Here is a 16,514-nt window from a genome sequence, read left to right on the forward strand (position 1 = left end):
TAGATAGTTCTGAGACAGGAATTTTTAGAAAGAAATAAAATCATGCAAAAACTAGAAGATCACATATACGCAATTGACAACTTTCTATCTCATGAGGAATGCGATAGAATGATTGCCAAAAGTGAGAAAAGAGGATATAAAGCAGCGAAAGTAAATCTGCATGGAAAACAAGTCTTGATGACCAATGTTCGAAACAATTTGCGTGTGATGTATAAAGATGAAGCCTATGCAGAAGTGTTGTGGGAAAAGATCAAAGCGTATGTTCCTGCACAAATTGGATATAGTCATGCCTTTGGTTTAAATGAAATGCTGCGCTTCTATAAATATGAAATAGGACATCGGTTCAAAATGCACAGAGATGGAAGCTATCGACGCAACGAAACAGAAGCAAGTCAATATAGCTTTCTCATATATTTGAACGATGATTTCACAGGTGGAGAAACCGTATTTCGATCTGGAACTACGATTCGCCCTAAAAAAGGAAGTGCGTTACTATTTCTTCACGGCTTACGTCATGAAGGAGCTTTGTTAAAAAGCGGAACAAAATACGTACATCGAACAGATATTATGTACAAATACATTCCTAAAATTGAGGAATCATGGAGAAATTAAGAGAAATATTAAAAGAGAATTTTCAAAAAGATAAAAGAAATAAAATCACATTTTTAACAGGAGCAGGATTGTCTGCTGCTAGCGGAATTCCAACCTACAGAAGTACGGACGGAATTTGGGTAAAAGGCACCAAATTTCATAGGCCTGAAGAGTTTGGAACGTTTAGATATTTTAGTAAAAATCAAGAAGAAGTTTGGCAATTCAACCTGTTTAGAAAAGGAATGTTTGAAAAAGCACAACCCAACAATTCACATAAATTATTGGTTGATATTGAGCAGTTAATTCCAGAAGACTTTTCTATCATCACGCAAAATATTGACGGATTGCATCATCGTGCAGGAAATTCAGGAACAAAAATCTTTGAAATTCATGGAAACATGCGATTGGTTCGCTGTTCCTTAGAATGTTCAAAAGCCGTGTATTTATATCCAAAAGATATTACCTTAGATCGCATTTATGAAGAAATTCCAGAGGAAACTTGGGAAAAATTAGAATGCCCAAAATGCGGTGGATTGTTACGTCCTAATATTTTATGGTTTGACGAATACTATAATGAGCGTTTGTACAAAGTAGACACAACAATGAAGATTGCCAAAAACACTGGAATTCTAATCGTAATTGGAACTTCAGGCGCCACAACATTACCATTGCGATTGATTGAGCAAACGCTTCAGTACGGCGGTTATATCTTAGATGTTAACTTGGAAGACAATAATATTACGCGTCTTACAAAAGATAAAAAACGAGCGCTCTCATACCGAATGACTAGTGATGAATTTTTGAGTGAGTTTCATAAAGCTCTAGAAGCATGTAATGTGAGTTTATGATTAAAAAAACTAGGATAAGTCGCTTTCAAGGAAGTATCATGTTAGGTGCCATTGGTGATGCTTGGGGAAGTGCGTATGAAAATCAACCACTTCCTGATGAAAAAGCTTTTTATCTTTTCAAAGAACCCGAGAAGCCTAAAATATGGCAATTTACTGATGATACACAACTGACTTTAGCAACCTGCGAAGCTTTAATTGAAGATGCAACAGCAGCTCCGGAAACAATGGTCAAATACGTTTTGAGATATTATAATGAAAAAGGTATTTACGGAATCGGAGCTGCTACTTTGAAAGCTTTACAAGAACTAAACTTAGGCATGCATTGGAGTCAAACAGGAAGAAAAGGAGAATTTGCCGCTGGAAATGGCAGTGCGATGCGAATAGCTCCATTGGCTTTTTTAAAAGATATTTCTAGAGATCGTATTCGAGAAATAAGCTATATCACACATCAAAATGAAGAAGCGTATGTAGGTGCTTTGGCTGTTGTTTTAAGCATTCGAGAAATTTTAAAAAACACTTGGAAAGGTAATTCTCTGTTAGATTGTATAATTCCACAATTACCAGACACTAATGTGAAAGATCGATTGATTGCCTTGTGTGAATTAGAACACAAATCAATCTCAGAAATTGGAAAACTAGGAAACAATGGCTATGTCGTAAATTCAGTTCCGTTAGCAATTTTTGCTGCTCAAAAAATAAAGTCACAATCCATAACTAGTATTTTTGAGGAACTCATTGCTGTTGGTGGCGATACCGATACCAATTGTTCCATTGCTGGACAAATCATGGGAGTTTATGTCGGTATTGAAAATATTCCAGTCATATTAGAAGACAAAATAAAACCACTTAATGGCTATAAAAATTTAAAAGAGGTTATCAATAAGTTATCAAACACAAATTGAAGCATTTTAGTAATTTTTTACAGTATTTTAGATAAAAATTAAACACAAATAGCAAATTTTCAAAAATGAAAATAAAGCTCGTTTATATAGAGGAAGAATTAGAGAAAGCTTGGGAACATCATTTTTCAAACCATACAAATGTGGAATTGATCAAAGGTGATATTACTCAAATTTCTTCTGATGCCATTGTAAGTCCTGCAAATTCGTTTGGATTTATGGATGGCGGATTGGACTATGCTTTATCGGAACGATTTGGTTGGCATTTGCAAGATATTTTACAAAAGCAAATTTACAATTCCCCAGAAGGAGAATTGCTAATAGGTAAATCAATTACGCTAGAAACTGGAGATGAAAAAATTCCTTTCTTAATTGTAGCTCCAACAATGAGAGTTCCTATGAGTTTTAATATTGATACTTCTGTCAATGCCTATTTAGCCATGAAAGCCATTATGATTGCTTGCAAAAATAACGCCCAAATACAATCTGTAAGCATTCCGGGTTTGTGTACAGGCTGCGGAAAAATGCCTTTTGATATTGCCGCTAAACAAATGTATTTAGCTTATGAGGAAATCATTCTAAATAAAAAGAGAAAATTTAAAAACTTCGGAGAAGCACAAAAATTTCAAAACACATTAAATAAAAAAGGTCTCATTTGGGACTATTAAAAAATATGAGAACACTCGCAATAGGAGATATACACGGAGGATTTAGAGCGTTAACGCAGGTATTAGAACGCGCTAAAGTGACCACTGATGATACCCTAATTTTTTTAGGTGATTATGTAGATGGATGGAGTGAAACTGCTGAATTAGTAGAGTTTTTAATCGAACTTAATACAAAACAGGAATGTATTTTCATTCGTGGAAATCACGATGTTTGGTGTCATGAATGGTTGCTTGAAGATCGTATTAGTGATATTTGGTATATGCAAGGCGGAAAAGAAACAATGGAGAGTTATGAACGTGTTGACTGTATTAAAGAAGAGCACCTTTCTTTTTACACCAACTTACAGAATTATTATGTAGATGAAAAAAACCGACTCTTTATTCATGCAGGTTTTTCATCCATGCATGGTCCAGAAAGAGAAGTCTATCAAACCAATTATTCTTGGGACAGAACCTTGTGGGAAATGGCATTGGTCATGGATAAACGAATTCAAAAACATTCGTATTTATATCCAAATCGTTTAAAATTGTTTCATGAAATCTATATTGGACATACGCCAACGCTTCGCTATGAAAAGGATATTCCTATGAATGGAATTAATGTTTGGAATGTTGACACAGGAGCAGCTTTTACAGGAAAACTTTCTATCTTAGACATTGATACCAAAGAATTTTGGCAAAGTGATCCGCTTCCAGATTTGTATCCTGACGAAAAAGGAAGAAATAAAATGCGTGTAATTCGTAGAAAATGAACTATCTAACACCAACATACTATTTTGATTTTGAAGATGAAATTATTCAAACACAAATAGCATCTTACAAAAATAATAACATCTCAGATAAGGAAAAAGCAATTGGATTGTATAACAAAGTACGTGACGATTGGAAATACGATCCGTACAGCATTAGCTTTTCCAAAGAAAACTATCGTGCAAGTACTATTGATCAAAAACCTAGTCGAAATTGTGTAGAAAAATCTATCATATTGATTGCTTGTTTACGAGCCGTTGGAATTCCTGCTAGATTGCATTTAGGAAAGGTCAAAAATCATATCGCTACAGAACGATTGACGGAAAAATTTGGTTCCAACGAACTCACACCACACGGAATGGTCAATGCATATTTGAATGATACATGGTTAAAAATGTCGCCAGCATTCAATGCTTCTTTATGTGAACGATTTCAAGTAGCTCCTTTAGAATTTGATGGCGAAAACAATTCCTTCTTACAACAATACAACAACGAAGGCAGTTTATTTATGCAATATACAGATGATTACGGTCATTTTGAAGATGTTCCATTAGATTTCATGCGAAAAAATATCAAAGAACATTATCCACATATCTTTGACACCGATGAAAACATTACGGAGTTTAAGCTTTAATAATTTCAATGTGAAAAAAAGGCAACTAGATATCTTCCTACTCCTCATTTTTATAGTAGTATTATTTTTCCCCTTATGGGAGATGAGTTATAGATATCTTTGGGATTTGAATTTTGGAAATAAAGTTCATGGCAGCATAGAAGACTCAGGAATATTTAAAAATGCCTGGCCAGAACTGACCAATGATTATGACTATCTTCAAGTGTTCGGTTATACGATCAAATTTCCCGTTATTTATGCTGCTATTCTAACTCAATTAATACTTACATTCAAAAGAAAATGGATCAATAAAGCCGTCTGGTTATACATTATAAATGCAATCTTTTATGGAGTTTGTATGTATCTTTTCTTGGAAAGTTTTAAAAGGCATAAAACTGATTTGAATATGTAATTTGGAAGCTTTCTATATTTTGGAGCTTTGGTTTTTGGCATATTGAAAGAAGAGCGAATCTCAAAATAAGCTCCTTGTTAACATGTCGTTGATGTCATTCCTGCGTAGGCAGGAATCCATGATTTATAATAGTAAAATCAGCAACTAGTCCAGAATAAAAAAATCAATTTCAAGTTTATTTTAAACATTCATTTACTGTAATTTCATCAAATAAATCACCAAATTATTTTGCAATTTCAAAAAATGTTTTAAATTTGCGTATATATAACGCAAAATAATATTCCTATGAATCCTTTATTGCTTACAGACGGTTACAAACTCGGACACAAAGAACAATATCCACAAGGAACTACGAAAGTATATTCAAATTGGACACCGCGTAAAAGTAGAATTGAAGGCATTGACAGCGTTGTCTTTTTTGGACTACAATACTTCATAAAAGAATACCTTATCAAACAATTCAATACTGAATTTTTCAACCAACCAAAAGAACAGGTGATTACTGAATACAAAAAATATGTCGATCATTATTTAGGTGTCGATTACGATATTTCACACATAGAAGCATTACACGATTTAGGTTATTTGCCTATTGAAATTAAAGCCCTACCTGAAGGAACCGAAGTTCCAATTCGTGTACCCATGTTCACCGTAGTGAATACACTTCCTGAATTTTTCTGGATCACTAATTATCTAGAAACACTCCTTTCCAACATTATTTGGCAGCCATGTACTTCGGCTACCATTGCAAAACAATACAAAATAATTTTAACGAAATATGCTCAAGAAACTGATGAAGAAAATATAGACTTCATCAACTGGCAAGGACACGATTTTTCGATGCGTGGAATGTCAGGAATTGAATCTTCTATTTTGAGCGGAATGGGACATGCCTTATCGTTTACAGGAAGTGATACGCTGCCTGTAACTATGAATTTAGAAAAATATTACAATACCGACGTCACTAAAGAACTAGTGATTGGAAGCGTGAATGCTACCGAACACAGCGTAATGTGTGCTGGAAGTAAAGACGACGAAATTCAAACGTTTAGACGGTTACTGCACACCTATCCAACAGGAATTCTTTCAGTAGTTTCAGATACTTGGGATTTATGGAAAGTATTAACTGAATATTTACCAGAACTCAAAGAGGAAATTTTAGAACGCGACGGCAAATTGGTGATTCGTCCCGATTCTGGAAATCCAGTAGATATTATTTGTGGATGTACTCATGAAAATCCAGTCATTCAAAAAGGTGTTATTGAGTTGTTATGGGATGAGTTTGGCGGAACAATCAATTCACAAGGATACAAAGTATTAAACCCTAAAATTGGTGCTATATATGGTGATAGTATTACCATGAAAAGAGCTACACAAATTTGTGAACGCTTAAAAGAAAAAGGATTTGCTTCTACCAATGTGGTTTTGGGAATTGGAAGTTTTACCTATCAATACAATACACGTGATACCTTTGGATTTGCAATGAAAGCTACTTATGTAGAAATTAATGGTGAAGGTCGTGCTATTTTTAAAGATCCAATTACGGATGATGGTACAAAAAAATCAGCAAAAGGTTTGATTCAATTGTATACTGAAAATGAGAATTTAAGCTATAAAGATGAATGTTCTATTGAAGAAGAAAAAGAAGGTTTGTTAACCACAGTTTTCAAAAATGGGGAATTACTTAAACAACAATCTTTACGAGAAATTAGGAGAGTTATTTCAAAATCAATGCAAAATGTTAATTATGTAAATACTGATACTTTTTTAGATATTTAGTAGTAAATTCGTTGTCCACTCAAACTACCATCAATGTCTATAAAAAATATCCGCTTAGAAGTCTTGCAAACTATTGAAAAAGAAATCGATAGTTTCATGGAAAAATACTTAATGCCTGTAGAAAAAATTTGGCAACCCACAGATTTTTTGCCAAACTCTCAAGAAGATACATTCTTTGAAGAGGTCTATCAAATTCGAGAAGAAGCCAAAGAATTAGGTTACGATTTTTGGGTAGTTTTAGTGGGAGATACTATTACTGAAGAAGCCCTACCAACTTATGAATCTTGGTTAATGGACATGCAAGGTGTAAATCAACATGGAAAAGATGGCTGGTCGCGCTGGATTCGTCATTGGACAGGAGAAGAAAACCGTCACGGAGATGTGTTAAACAAATACTTATACTTATCGGGTCGTGTAGACATGAGAGAAGTAGAAATGACAACGCAACATATGATCAACGACGGATTTGATATTGGCACGGCAAACGATCCGTACCGAAATTTTATATATACGAGTTTTCAAGAATTAGCAACAAATATATCTCACAAACGCGTAGGACAATTAGCAAAGAAAAAAGGAAATACACTTTTAGGAAAAATGTGTAATATGATTGCAGGAGATGAAATGCGACACCATTTAGCCTACAGAGAATTTGTAAAAACAATCCTCAAATATGATCCAAGCGAAATGATGCTTGCCTTTGAAGATATGATGCGTAAAAAAATTGTCATGCCAGCTCAATTTGTACGCGAATCAGGAGAAGCTATAGGCTCTGCTTTTGAAAACTTCTCAAATGCTGCTCAACGTTTAGGTGTATATACAACTCATGATTATATTAATATTATGCGAAAATTAATTTCATATTGGGAGATTGATCAACTAAACGGATTGAATACTGCGGCAGAAAAAGCGCGCGACTATATCATGAAGTTACCTGATCGTATGACACGTATTGCAGAACGCGTAGCCATTCCACAAGATATTACAAAATTCAAATGGGTAGAAGCTAATGGAATGCTTTAATCCATGAATGAAAATTTTAAGTACTTTGTTTTTTTAAAATAACGCACCAAAATATTAAAAATCCTATCAAAAAAGCCCTAAAAGTTTTTTTGGCCTTACTTTATTATTTTACAAGCGTTTGTTTTGTCAACTATCAAAGGGATATACTTTTATAGATTACCCTTATTCGTGAATGATTATCACTATAATAGCGTAGGTAAACTGAAAATGATAGAACATGAATATATATTCAAATAGAGGGAAACACTTGACCATCACTAACTTCATGATTTTTTCAAACAACTTTAACTTGGAACACATATCATAAAGTTTTTGACAAAAATAATGCGTATTTTACCCTAATGATGTTACTTTCTTTAGTAGATTAAAATACTTTAGTACACAGGAATTGCATAAATCCAAGAGATAGAACAAAATAAGTGATCACAAAAAAGAAGGCGATTAAAACTGAAATTATGAAAAAAATGATCGGTTTGTAACTGTTGTATTAAATACTAATAAAGCTTCTCATATATTCCTGTATAAAAGATTTCTGAAAAAGAGATTCATGGTCAAAACCTTAGTATGAATAAAAAGGGATTTTCAAAACATGATAAAGGTTGATACGACTATTTATAGGGTATTAGAGTTGCATTCATATTTGAATTGCAAAATACAAGAATCAACAAAAAAAGGCAGTATCCGAGCAAAAATTATAACGAACTGATTTATTTAAAATTAATAAATACTCTAGCTTCATGTAATGTAAGTAAATATATCTAAAACCGTTTTAAGTATGCATTTCATCGACATATAATGCATTTAATGGATTTTTTTATTAGATTTGAGAAACCAAATCACAAAATTATGACAAGAAATTTACTTATGTTATTAGCCGCATTTTTAATGATAAATACACTATCGAGCCAAGAGATGTTTATTGTTCAAAGCAACAATTTATATGGACTTATAAATAAGGACGGAATAGAAATTGTAAAACCTAAATATCATTTTATTGATGATTTTGACTATACCAGAGACGGTTGGGCAAAAGTCGGATATGATGGAAAGTTTGGATTTATTGATAAGACAGGAAAAGAAGTTGTAGAACTAAAATTCGAAAGTATTGGCTCTTATGATGAATATTATAAGGATTGGGCATTAGTAAGACACAAAGGAAAGTATGGTTTTATCAATAAAGATGGCTACAGTATTGTTGAGCCATCGTATGATGAGATTCAGAAATTCGGAACGATCCACTCTGACTGGGCATTGGTCAATAAAAATTCATATTATGGATTTATAAATAGAACAGGGAAACTAGTTGTAGACTGTAAATACGATGAAATAAAACCATTCAATTTGATTCGTAAAGGATGGTCTATAATTGTATCAAACGGTAATTATGGTATTATTGATAATTCTGGAAAAATTGTTTTAGAACCATTATATTCGGAAATTGGTGATTTTGATATCTATAAAAGAGGTTGGGCAAAAATCAGTCTCAATAACGAGAAATTTGGGTTTATAAATAAGAAAGGTGAAATCGTAGTCGCTCCAATTTATGACAATGTAGAGCCATTTCGAAAAGGCAAGAAAAAAGTTAAGCAAGATCGTACTAGTTTAGCCACAAATTAATTAATAAACCACCGTTTTCATTAACTATTACAATATAAAATAGCTAATGTGGTAAAGGATAAATTTGAGGTTAATATGTATTAATTAATTTGATCCTACTAATTTTAAAAAACAACAAAAAAACCGCTTCTTAAGAAGCGGTTTTTATATGGTATAAACTGAATAATGATTACAGATCGAATTTGATTCCTTGTGCTAAAGGCAACTCTGTAGTGTAATTAATAGTATTTGTTTGTCTGCGCATATATACTTTCCAAGCATCTGATCCAGACTCACGTCCGCCACCAGTTTCTTTTTCTCCACCGAAAGCACCACCAATCTCAGCTCCTGACGTTCCTATATTTACATTTGCAATTCCACAGTCAGAACCTCCGTGACTTAAGAAACGTTCTGCTTCACGTAAGTTGTTTGTCATAATTGCTGATGACAATCCTTGTGCAACTCCATTTTGTACTTCAATTGCATTGGTTACATCACCACTGTATTTTAATAAGTATAGTACTGGTGCAAATGTTTCGTGTTGTACAATTTCAAAAGAATTGTCAGCTTCTGCAATTGCAGGTTTTACATAGCATCCACTTTCATATCCTTCTCCTTCTAAAACAGCACCTTCAACTACAATATTTCCTCCTTCTGCTACTACTTTTTCCAAAGCAACTTCATACATTTTTACAGCATCCTTATCGATTAGCGGTCCAACGTGATTGTTTTCATCCAGTGGATTTCCAATTCGTAATTGCTTGTAAGCATCTGCAACTGCATCTTTTACTTTATCATAAATAGAATCGTGGATAATTAATCTACGAGTAGAAGTACAACGTTGTCCTGCTGTTCCAACTGCTCCAAATACAGCTCCAATTACGGTCATCTTAATATCAGCATCAGGTGTAACAATGATTGCATTGTTTCCTCCTAATTCTAATAAAGACTTTCCTAAACGTCCTGCAACTTCCTTCGCTACAATTTTACCCATACGAGTTGATCCTGTGGCAGATACTAATGGAATGCGTGTGTCTTTAGAAATGTACTCTCCAACTTTATAATCTCCATTTACCAAGCAAGAAATTCCTTCTGGCAAGTTATTTTCAGCAAAAACCTCAGCGGCAATATTTTGACAGGCTACCCCACACATTGGTGTTTTTTCAGATGGTTTCCACACACATACATCACCACAAATCCATGCCAACGCTGTATTCCAAGACCAAACGGCTACTGGGAAGTTAAATGCAGAAATAATTCCTACAACTCCAAGTGGATGGTATTGTTCGTACATTCTATGCCCAGGACGCTCAGAGTGCATTGTTAATCCGTGTAACTGACGTGATAATCCAACTGCAAAATCACAGATGTCAATCATTTCCTGAACTTCTCCTAAACCTTCTTGGTATGATTTCCCCATTTCATACGAAACCAATTTTCCAAGTGCTTCTTTTTTCTCTCTTAATTTTTCTCCAAACTGACGCACAATTTCTCCACGTTGTGGTGCTGGCATCGTTCTCCAAGTTTTAAAAGCTGAAGTGGCAGCTTCCATCACTTTTTCATAATCTTCTTTTGTTGAAGATTTTACTTTTCCAATCAATTCTCCGTCTACTGGAGAATACGATGCAATCAATTCTCCATTTGAGAAATTGTTTGAACCTGTTGAAGTTCCTTCATTGATATCTTTTAAGCCCAGCGTTGCTAAAGCTTCTTTGATTCCAAAATCAGTAGTTACTGCTCCCATTTATTTATAACTTTTTTTAGTTCTTTTGTTAAATTTCTGCGAAGATAGCATAATTATACCAATCTTTTAGTCCACAATGTGCGGTTTATTATTTCAATTCTAAGATCTTGTAATGATATGTCGCACGAAGGTATTTATGGTCTTTGCCTGTATCTATTTTGAAGCTTTTTCGATCTTGATGCAATCGTAAGCCTGTAGTTTCTTCTTGTTGTATGTTTACAATTTGACTATAGGTTGTTTTACTGTGTTGAATTAAATTTTCTTTTAGAATAAATGTATTGAGATCAAAATAATACCACCAAATTGTATCACTATAAGGATACGTAACTTTAATCATGTATGCATCTGTTTTATCTTCTAGTCGAACAATGCCCTCATTTTCTAAAGTAGCTTCATCCGTAAATAATTTGTATGGTTGCCATAATATATACTGCGCTCCCATGATTTCTTTGTGCGCGGCTTTTACTACTGAATCGTCTGTTATTTGATATCCATCCGTAAATACAAATGTGTCTTTTCCATCAAAGACTATTCGTTTTTCAACATCTTCTTCCATCCATTTTACCTTTGAGGTAAACGTGGGCTGTAAAGTATTGTGAAATGTTTGTTTCTTAACACTTTCAAACTTGTTTAAACTATCATAGAACGTAGTGGTTTTTTCATAAATCAAAACTTTTGGGGTTTCCCATAAAGCTTTTCCTCCATGAGCATCTAAAGATTTCTGAAGCACCTCTTCAGCTGTCAATTCAGGTCTACATGAACATACTACTACTAATAGTATGAAGCTCATGCTTACAAAAAAGAATTTAGTCTTCATCAGCTGTAAATCGTTCATCAACTGGCATTACTGTTCCGCAATTATCACATGTACGTAATATTTTTGAAGCATAAAATGTTTTAAAATGACTTAAAAAATCTTTTTCTACATCCACTAATGGAAACTTCACTTCATGTAATTTATGATTGCAATTGTCACAGTACCATTGCAAACCATCCATTAAATTAGTTCCTTTTCGTTTGCGCTCTACTACCAATCCAATAGAGTTGTCATGACGCACAGGTGAATGTGGTACACCTGCAGGATGCAAATACATATCACCAGGACCTAATTTCATCGTTTTCTTTTCACCATCTTCCTGAATGTGTACTTCTATATTTCCTTCCAATTGGTAAAATAGTTCTTCAGTTTCGTTATAGTGGTAATCTTTTCGTGCGTTTGGTCCACCAACAATCATCACAATATAATCACCAGCCTCTTTATATAAATTTTTATTGGCAACAGGCGGTTTTAATAACTCTCTATTTTCTTCAACCCACTGATTAAGGTTAAACGGTTTTTGTATAGCCATTTTCATTAGAATTTTAGAGTTTAAAATTACGCATTTTTTATCATCTCTAAATCATCTACATTACGATAAGCCAATAACTTACTGACATACAAGTGTTAAGTAAGGGAAAACCGTACTTTGTTGAGTGTATTATTCTATATCTTTTTTTTTTAACCAAAAACAAAACCAATTATGAAAAAAAAGAAGTTAAAAGCGTTATCGCTTAAAAAAGCCTCCATTTCAAAGCTAAATGGTGGCGGACCTTCTCCAATTCCTTTAACAAGGATCATTAGAGAATGTGCATTCACAATCGATTTGGTGAATTGTACAACTACTACTTGGATTAGTGAATTATACTCTGCATGTTGCCCTCCTTCTGAAGGAATTGGCTGTGAGTCATTTAATTTTCCATGTGAAAAATCTGTAAATATTCCTTGCGAACCTTAATCTAAAAAACTTAAAATCATGAAAAAAAAGAATTTCAACAAAAAACTAGACTTAGGAAAAAAAAGAATCTCTAAACTTGATGACGTACAAGGTGGAGCAGCTGCTTCACATATTTCGTGTACTGTAGGTGGAGGAAATTGTACCAGTCAATTAATCAAAACCTGTACATGGCATAGTGAATTATACACAGCATGTACCTGTCCTCCTTCTTGGCAAGGAAACTGTGAGAGATCTGTTAATATTCCATGCCGATATACAGAGCAACCAGGATGTTCTCCAAATACAAACATAGTTTGTGATGCGTAACCCTAATAATTTGAAATCATGAAAAAAAAGAATTTTAATAAAAAGCTTTCTCTAGGGAAAAAACAAATTTCAAAACTTGGAGATATAAAAGGTGGAGCTCCAGCTTCACACTTAACATGTACAATTGATCCAGGAGGTTGTGGAGCAACACAAGATTTATTCACCTGTACTTGGGTAAGTGAATTATACACTGCATGCTACTGTGAGCCTTCATGGCACACTAACTGTCCAACAATCAATATTCCATGTCCTGGAACAATGGATTTAGCTTGCGGTTTGGAATCTGTAAGAATCTGTGAAGCATAATCTTTGAATGAAAATCATCAAAAAAAGAAAGATTCAATAGAAATTAAGAATTCATAAATCAAAAATTGCTTCATTCAATCAAATAAGCAATGTTTACGGTGGTCTTCGATCGAATCCATGCGATTCTATTGAAACCATGCAATGCACTAACAATTGTCCAACCAATGCCTGTCCGTCAGGTACCAATGGTTGTAATACGTCAAATTGTCCACCTGAAACAGTAAATTGTCCATCGGGAAATACAGTCTGTCTCTGTGATTCAATTAAAACAATGCCAGGTATTAAAGGTTGTTAGTTTTTAAAACTTACATAATTCAAAGCTCCAGAAGTACATTTTGGAGCTTTTTTTGGTTCAATTTGTGAATAAATATCTGAAAAACAACCGATTTTCCTTCTTGAAATTGTGTACATTTAAGAACACTAATCAATCATCTTGATACTCATGAAAAAATCTGCACTTATACTGCTATTTTCCTTTTTTTTAATCGCTAGTTGTACAACTACATCTTCGGAAGAAAAAACTCCAAAAGTTGATACAAAACCTCTAAATACTATCGGATTGGTAATTCACGGTGGTGCTGGAACCATATTGAAAAAAAATATGACACCAGAATTGGAAGCAGAATACGAAGCAACATTAAAAAAAGCCGCCAAAAAAGGGTATGAAATTTTACAAAAAGGCGGCTCTAGTTTAGATGCTGTAGAACAAACCATTCATATTTTAGAAAACTCTCCCTTATTCAATGCAGGAAAAGGTGCTGTTTTTACCAATAATGGACACAATGAATTGGATGCTTCTATCATGGAAGGAAAAACATTAAATGCTGGTGCTGTTGCTGGTGTAACGAATTTGAAAAACCCTATTTCTGCAGCTAGAAAAGTAATGGAAAACTCAGATCATGTATTACTGGCTAGAAAAGGTGCGGAAGAATTTGCTGCTGCACAAGGACTAGAAGTAGTAGATACAGGTTATTTTTTCACAGAAAAACGTTTCAAATCATTACAAAGAGCAAAACAAGGTGAAAAAGACAAAGCAGCATACATTGATCCGTACATCAAAGATTATAAATATGGAACTGTAGGCTGTGTAGCTCTAGACAAAAACGGAAACCTAGCAGCTGGAACTTCTACAGGAGGAATGACCAATAAGAAGTGGAATCGTATTGGAGATTCTCCAATTATTGGCGCTGGAACCTATGCAAATAACAAAACATGTGCGGTTTCCAGTACTGGTCATGGAGAATATTTTATCAGAGCTATGGTTGCTCATGATATCTCTGCCATGATGGAATACAAAAACTTGTCTTTGCAAGAAGCTGCCAAAGAAGTAGTACAAAACAAACTAAAAAACATGGGCGGCGATGGCGGAATTATTGCCATAGATGCCAAAGGAAATTTAGTAGCAGAATTTAACACACCTGGCATGTACCGTGCAAAAGTTGATGAAAAAGGAACAATTACTGTTGGAATTTATAAAGAATAATTAACACAAGTTCAACATACAAACAAGAATGATTTTATTCTTTTGTTTACATCAAATTGAAGCGAATGTTAGTTAACAACGTTCGCTAGAAAAGAGTACACGAATGCTAGATATATCCTAACGAATACTCAAAGAACACCAATATTATGAGAAAGTCTGTCTATTTTACAACAAAAACCATCATGCGCAACACTACCGTTTTTATTCTATTTTGTGTATTTCTTAGCTTTTTTTCCTGCAATACAGGAAATCCTGAAGCAGATAATATTTTTGAATTCAAAGACTATATTTATCAAACAACAGCAGGAACAGTTTCAGTAAAAGAACCAATTATCATTGGCTTGCAAAAACAACTTCCCAACGTAGGTGATTCAGGAGAAATATCAGCAGATCTCATCAGTATTAGTCCAAAAGTAGCTGGAAAATTGCTTGTACAAAATAACAAAACCTTGCGCTTTGAACCAGATGCGCCATTACAACCAGACACAGAGTATTCAGTAACAGTGAATCTTAAAGATATTTATGAAGATGTAAAGAAAGAATTTAGTACCTATACGTTTGTATTTAAAACGGTCACACCTAATTTTTCTGTCACTACAAACGACTTACAATCCTATTCAAAAGATTGGCAATATTTAAATGGAACGTTGCGCGCTGCAGATTTTATTCCAGCAGAAAAATTATCAGAATTAATATCTGCTACACAAAATGGAAAAACACTCAACATCAAATGGGAACCTTCTGTACTGAACAATACAACCTATGAGTTCACCATAGACAGTATCAACCGATTAGACAATAATTCTGAAGTCAAAATTTCATGGACAGGAACTCCAATTCTTTCTAAAGCAAAAGGCGGAACATATTATACCATTCCTGGAAAAAACAACTTTTCTATCATTGATGTAAAAGTTTCGCAAAGTCCAGAGCAAAAAGTAAGTATTAACTTTACAGATCCATTAGTAAAGAATCAAAACTTTGCTGGCTTGGTTACCATTAAAGATCAAAAAAACATCACATACGCCGTTGATGGAAATATCCTAAATGTTTATCCTAAAAATAGAATCAAAGGAATTACAATGATAGAAGTATTTCCTGGTATCAAGAGTAAAGACGATTACAAACTCAAAATCAACTACAGAAAAAGAATTTCTTTTGAACAACAAAAACCACAGCTCCAAGAAGTTAGTAAAGGTATCATTTTACCAAACTCAAAAAACCTAACGTACAACTTACAAGCAATGAACTTAAAGGCGGTTGACGTTCGTATTATCAAAATATATCAAGACAATGTATTGCAATTTTTACAAGAAAATAGTCTTAACGAAATTGACAGGTACAACATTAAAAGAGTAGGACGACGTATTGCTAAAAAAACGATCAATCTAATTGAAAATGATGGTGAAAATGACGGACAATGGAAAACATACGGGATTGATTTATCAACATTATTTTCAGCAGAACCTGGCGCTATTTATCAAGTAGAAATTGGATTCAAAAGAGCATATTCACTCTATACATGTGAAGAAGGCGATACAAAAACAAATCATAGACCAAGTTCGCGTGGTGGCTATTATCAAAATCGTGAAGATGAAGACGAAAACGAGAAGAATACTGGGACAACAAAATTTATGGCTTTAGAAACTATCGTTACAATTGGGATGATCGTGAAAATCCATGTACAGAATCGTATTATTTACAAGATCGTTTCCTAACTGCAA

The 16,514-nt window shown here is 33.9% G+C and carries 17 protein-coding genes; 14 read left to right on the forward strand and 3 right to left on the reverse strand.

The window, feature by feature from the left end:
- Positions 1 to 42: 42 nt before the first annotated feature.
- From MK119_RS08485 to MK119_RS08525, 9 genes are all read left to right on the forward strand, one after another.
- Complete coding sequence (locus tag MK119_RS08485; protein ID WP_290676963.1) at positions 43 to 612, forward strand: 2OG-Fe(II) oxygenase; 570 nt, start codon at positions 43 to 45, stop codon at positions 610 to 612.
- The gene (locus MK119_RS08490) at positions 600 to 1,439 is read left to right on the forward strand and encodes a Sir2 family NAD-dependent protein deacetylase (RefSeq protein ID WP_290676966.1); all 840 of its coding nucleotides are present in this window, start codon (positions 600 to 602) and stop codon (positions 1,437 to 1,439) included. The genes MK119_RS08485 and MK119_RS08490 overlap by 13 nt, the downstream gene beginning before the upstream one ends.
- Positions 1,436 to 2,341, forward strand: coding sequence for an ADP-ribosylglycohydrolase family protein (locus MK119_RS08495; protein ID WP_290676969.1), 906 nt, complete (start codon positions 1,436 to 1,438; stop codon positions 2,339 to 2,341). Before MK119_RS08490 ends, MK119_RS08495 begins: the two co-directional genes overlap by 4 nt.
- 65 nt (positions 2,342 to 2,406) lie before the next feature.
- Positions 2,407 to 3,006 carry a macro domain-containing protein gene (locus MK119_RS08500; RefSeq protein ID WP_290676972.1) on the forward strand — a complete coding sequence of 200 codons (600 nt, stop codon included), beginning with the start codon at positions 2,407 to 2,409 and terminating at the stop codon, positions 3,004 to 3,006.
- Between the two features lie 5 nt (positions 3,007 to 3,011).
- Positions 3,012 to 3,758 (forward strand): metallophosphoesterase, encoded by a 747-nt coding sequence (locus MK119_RS08505; RefSeq protein ID WP_290676975.1) that lies wholly within the window; start codon positions 3,012 to 3,014, stop codon positions 3,756 to 3,758.
- The gene (locus MK119_RS08510) at positions 3,755 to 4,390 is read left to right on the forward strand and encodes a transglutaminase family protein (RefSeq protein WP_290676978.1); all 636 of its coding nucleotides are present in this window, start codon (positions 3,755 to 3,757) and stop codon (positions 4,388 to 4,390) included. Before MK119_RS08505 ends, MK119_RS08510 begins: the two co-directional genes overlap by 4 nt.
- A 676-nt stretch (positions 4,391 to 5,066) precedes the next feature.
- Positions 5,067 to 6,560 (forward strand): nicotinate phosphoribosyltransferase, encoded by a 1,494-nt coding sequence (locus tag MK119_RS08515; RefSeq protein ID WP_290676981.1) that lies wholly within the window; start codon positions 5,067 to 5,069, stop codon positions 6,558 to 6,560.
- Between the two features lie 33 nt (positions 6,561 to 6,593).
- Entirely contained in the window at positions 6,594 to 7,583 is a 990-nt protein-coding gene (locus MK119_RS08520) for an acyl-ACP desaturase (protein WP_290676984.1), read from the forward strand.
- An 846-nt stretch (positions 7,584 to 8,429) separates the two neighbouring features.
- Positions 8,430 to 9,200: a WG repeat-containing protein gene (locus tag MK119_RS08525; RefSeq protein WP_290676987.1), complete on the forward strand. Its 771-nt coding sequence runs from the start codon at positions 8,430 to 8,432 to the stop codon at positions 9,198 to 9,200.
- Positions 9,201 to 9,369: 169 nt separating this feature from the next.
- Here the strand turns inward: MK119_RS08525 and MK119_RS08530 are convergent, their stop codons facing one another.
- From MK119_RS08530 to MK119_RS08540, 3 genes are all read right to left on the reverse strand, one after another.
- Positions 9,370 to 10,923 carry an aldehyde dehydrogenase family protein gene (locus MK119_RS08530; RefSeq protein WP_290676990.1) on the reverse strand — a complete coding sequence of 518 codons (1,554 nt, stop codon included), beginning with the start codon at positions 10,921 to 10,923 and terminating at the stop codon, positions 9,370 to 9,372.
- Positions 10,924 to 11,011: 88 nt separating this feature from the next.
- Entirely contained in the window at positions 11,012 to 11,713 is a 702-nt protein-coding gene (locus MK119_RS08535) for a hypothetical protein (RefSeq protein WP_290676993.1), read from the reverse strand.
- Positions 11,714 to 11,729: 16 nt separating this feature from the next.
- Positions 11,730 to 12,272, reverse strand: a complete 543-nt coding sequence (locus MK119_RS08540) for a 3-hydroxyanthranilate 3,4-dioxygenase (protein ID WP_290676996.1) — start codon at positions 12,270 to 12,272, stop codon at positions 11,730 to 11,732.
- A gap of 171 nt (positions 12,273 to 12,443) precedes the next feature.
- Between MK119_RS08540 and MK119_RS08545 the strand changes: the two genes are divergently transcribed.
- The 5 genes from MK119_RS08545 (at position 12,444) to MK119_RS08565 (ending at position 16,508) form a co-directional block, all read left to right on the forward strand.
- Positions 12,444 to 12,698, forward strand: a complete 255-nt coding sequence (locus MK119_RS08545; protein ID WP_290676999.1) for a hypothetical protein — start codon at positions 12,444 to 12,446, stop codon at positions 12,696 to 12,698.
- Positions 12,699 to 12,716: 18 nt separating this feature from the next.
- Positions 12,717 to 13,004 carry a class I lanthipeptide gene (locus MK119_RS08550; protein WP_290677002.1) on the forward strand — a complete coding sequence of 96 codons (288 nt, stop codon included), beginning with the start codon at positions 12,717 to 12,719 and terminating at the stop codon, positions 13,002 to 13,004.
- A gap of 18 nt (positions 13,005 to 13,022) precedes the next feature.
- Entirely contained in the window at positions 13,023 to 13,310 is a 288-nt protein-coding gene (locus MK119_RS08555) for a hypothetical protein (RefSeq protein ID WP_290677005.1), read from the forward strand.
- A 442-nt stretch (positions 13,311 to 13,752) separates the two neighbouring features.
- Positions 13,753 to 14,793 (forward strand): isoaspartyl peptidase/L-asparaginase family protein, encoded by a 1,041-nt coding sequence (locus MK119_RS08560; protein ID WP_290677008.1) that lies wholly within the window; start codon positions 13,753 to 13,755, stop codon positions 14,791 to 14,793.
- A gap of 146 nt (positions 14,794 to 14,939) precedes the next feature.
- Positions 14,940 to 16,508: an Ig-like domain-containing protein gene (locus MK119_RS08565; protein WP_290677011.1), complete on the forward strand. Its 1,569-nt coding sequence runs from the start codon at positions 14,940 to 14,942 to the stop codon at positions 16,506 to 16,508.
- The last annotated feature ends 6 nt before the right edge of the window (positions 16,509 to 16,514 follow it).

Origin of the sequence: Kordia sp., from assembly GCF_022447245.1 — a bacterium.
Classification (GTDB): Bacteria; Bacteroidota; Bacteroidia; order Flavobacteriales; family Flavobacteriaceae; genus Kordia.

Bases quoted from the DNA above. Each gene is read 5' to 3' on its own strand.
- MK119_RS08485 (WP_290676963.1), top strand. From the start codon at position 43: ATGCAAAAACTAGAAGATCACATATACGCAATTGACAACTTTCTATCT.
- MK119_RS08490 (WP_290676966.1), top strand. From the start codon at position 600: ATGGAGAAATTAAGAGAAATATTAAAAGAGAATTTTCAAAAAGATAAA.
- MK119_RS08495 (WP_290676969.1), top strand. From the start codon at position 1,436: ATGATTAAAAAAACTAGGATAAGTCGCTTTCAAGGAAGTATCATGTTA.
- MK119_RS08500 (WP_290676972.1), top strand. From the start codon at position 2,407: ATGAAAATAAAGCTCGTTTATATAGAGGAAGAATTAGAGAAAGCTTGG.
- MK119_RS08505 (WP_290676975.1), top strand. From the start codon at position 3,012: ATGAGAACACTCGCAATAGGAGATATACACGGAGGATTTAGAGCGTTA.
- MK119_RS08510 (WP_290676978.1), top strand. From the start codon at position 3,755: ATGAACTATCTAACACCAACATACTATTTTGATTTTGAAGATGAAATT.
- MK119_RS08515 (WP_290676981.1), top strand. From the start codon at position 5,067: ATGAATCCTTTATTGCTTACAGACGGTTACAAACTCGGACACAAAGAA.
- MK119_RS08520 (WP_290676984.1), top strand. From the start codon at position 6,594: ATGTCTATAAAAAATATCCGCTTAGAAGTCTTGCAAACTATTGAAAAA.
- MK119_RS08525 (WP_290676987.1), top strand. From the start codon at position 8,430: ATGACAAGAAATTTACTTATGTTATTAGCCGCATTTTTAATGATAAAT.
- MK119_RS08530 (WP_290676990.1), bottom strand. From the start codon at position 10,923: ATGGGAGCAGTAACTACTGATTTTGGAATCAAAGAAGCTTTAGCAACG.
- MK119_RS08535 (WP_290676993.1), bottom strand. From the start codon at position 11,713: ATGAGCTTCATACTATTAGTAGTAGTATGTTCATGTAGACCTGAATTG.
- MK119_RS08540 (WP_290676996.1), bottom strand. From the start codon at position 12,272: ATGGCTATACAAAAACCGTTTAACCTTAATCAGTGGGTTGAAGAAAAT.
- MK119_RS08545 (WP_290676999.1), top strand. From the start codon at position 12,444: ATGAAAAAAAAGAAGTTAAAAGCGTTATCGCTTAAAAAAGCCTCCATT.
- MK119_RS08550 (WP_290677002.1), top strand. From the start codon at position 12,717: ATGAAAAAAAAGAATTTCAACAAAAAACTAGACTTAGGAAAAAAAAGA.
- MK119_RS08555 (WP_290677005.1), top strand. From the start codon at position 13,023: ATGAAAAAAAAGAATTTTAATAAAAAGCTTTCTCTAGGGAAAAAACAA.
- MK119_RS08560 (WP_290677008.1), top strand. From the start codon at position 13,753: ATGAAAAAATCTGCACTTATACTGCTATTTTCCTTTTTTTTAATCGCT.
- MK119_RS08565 (WP_290677011.1), top strand. From the start codon at position 14,940: ATGAGAAAGTCTGTCTATTTTACAACAAAAACCATCATGCGCAACACT.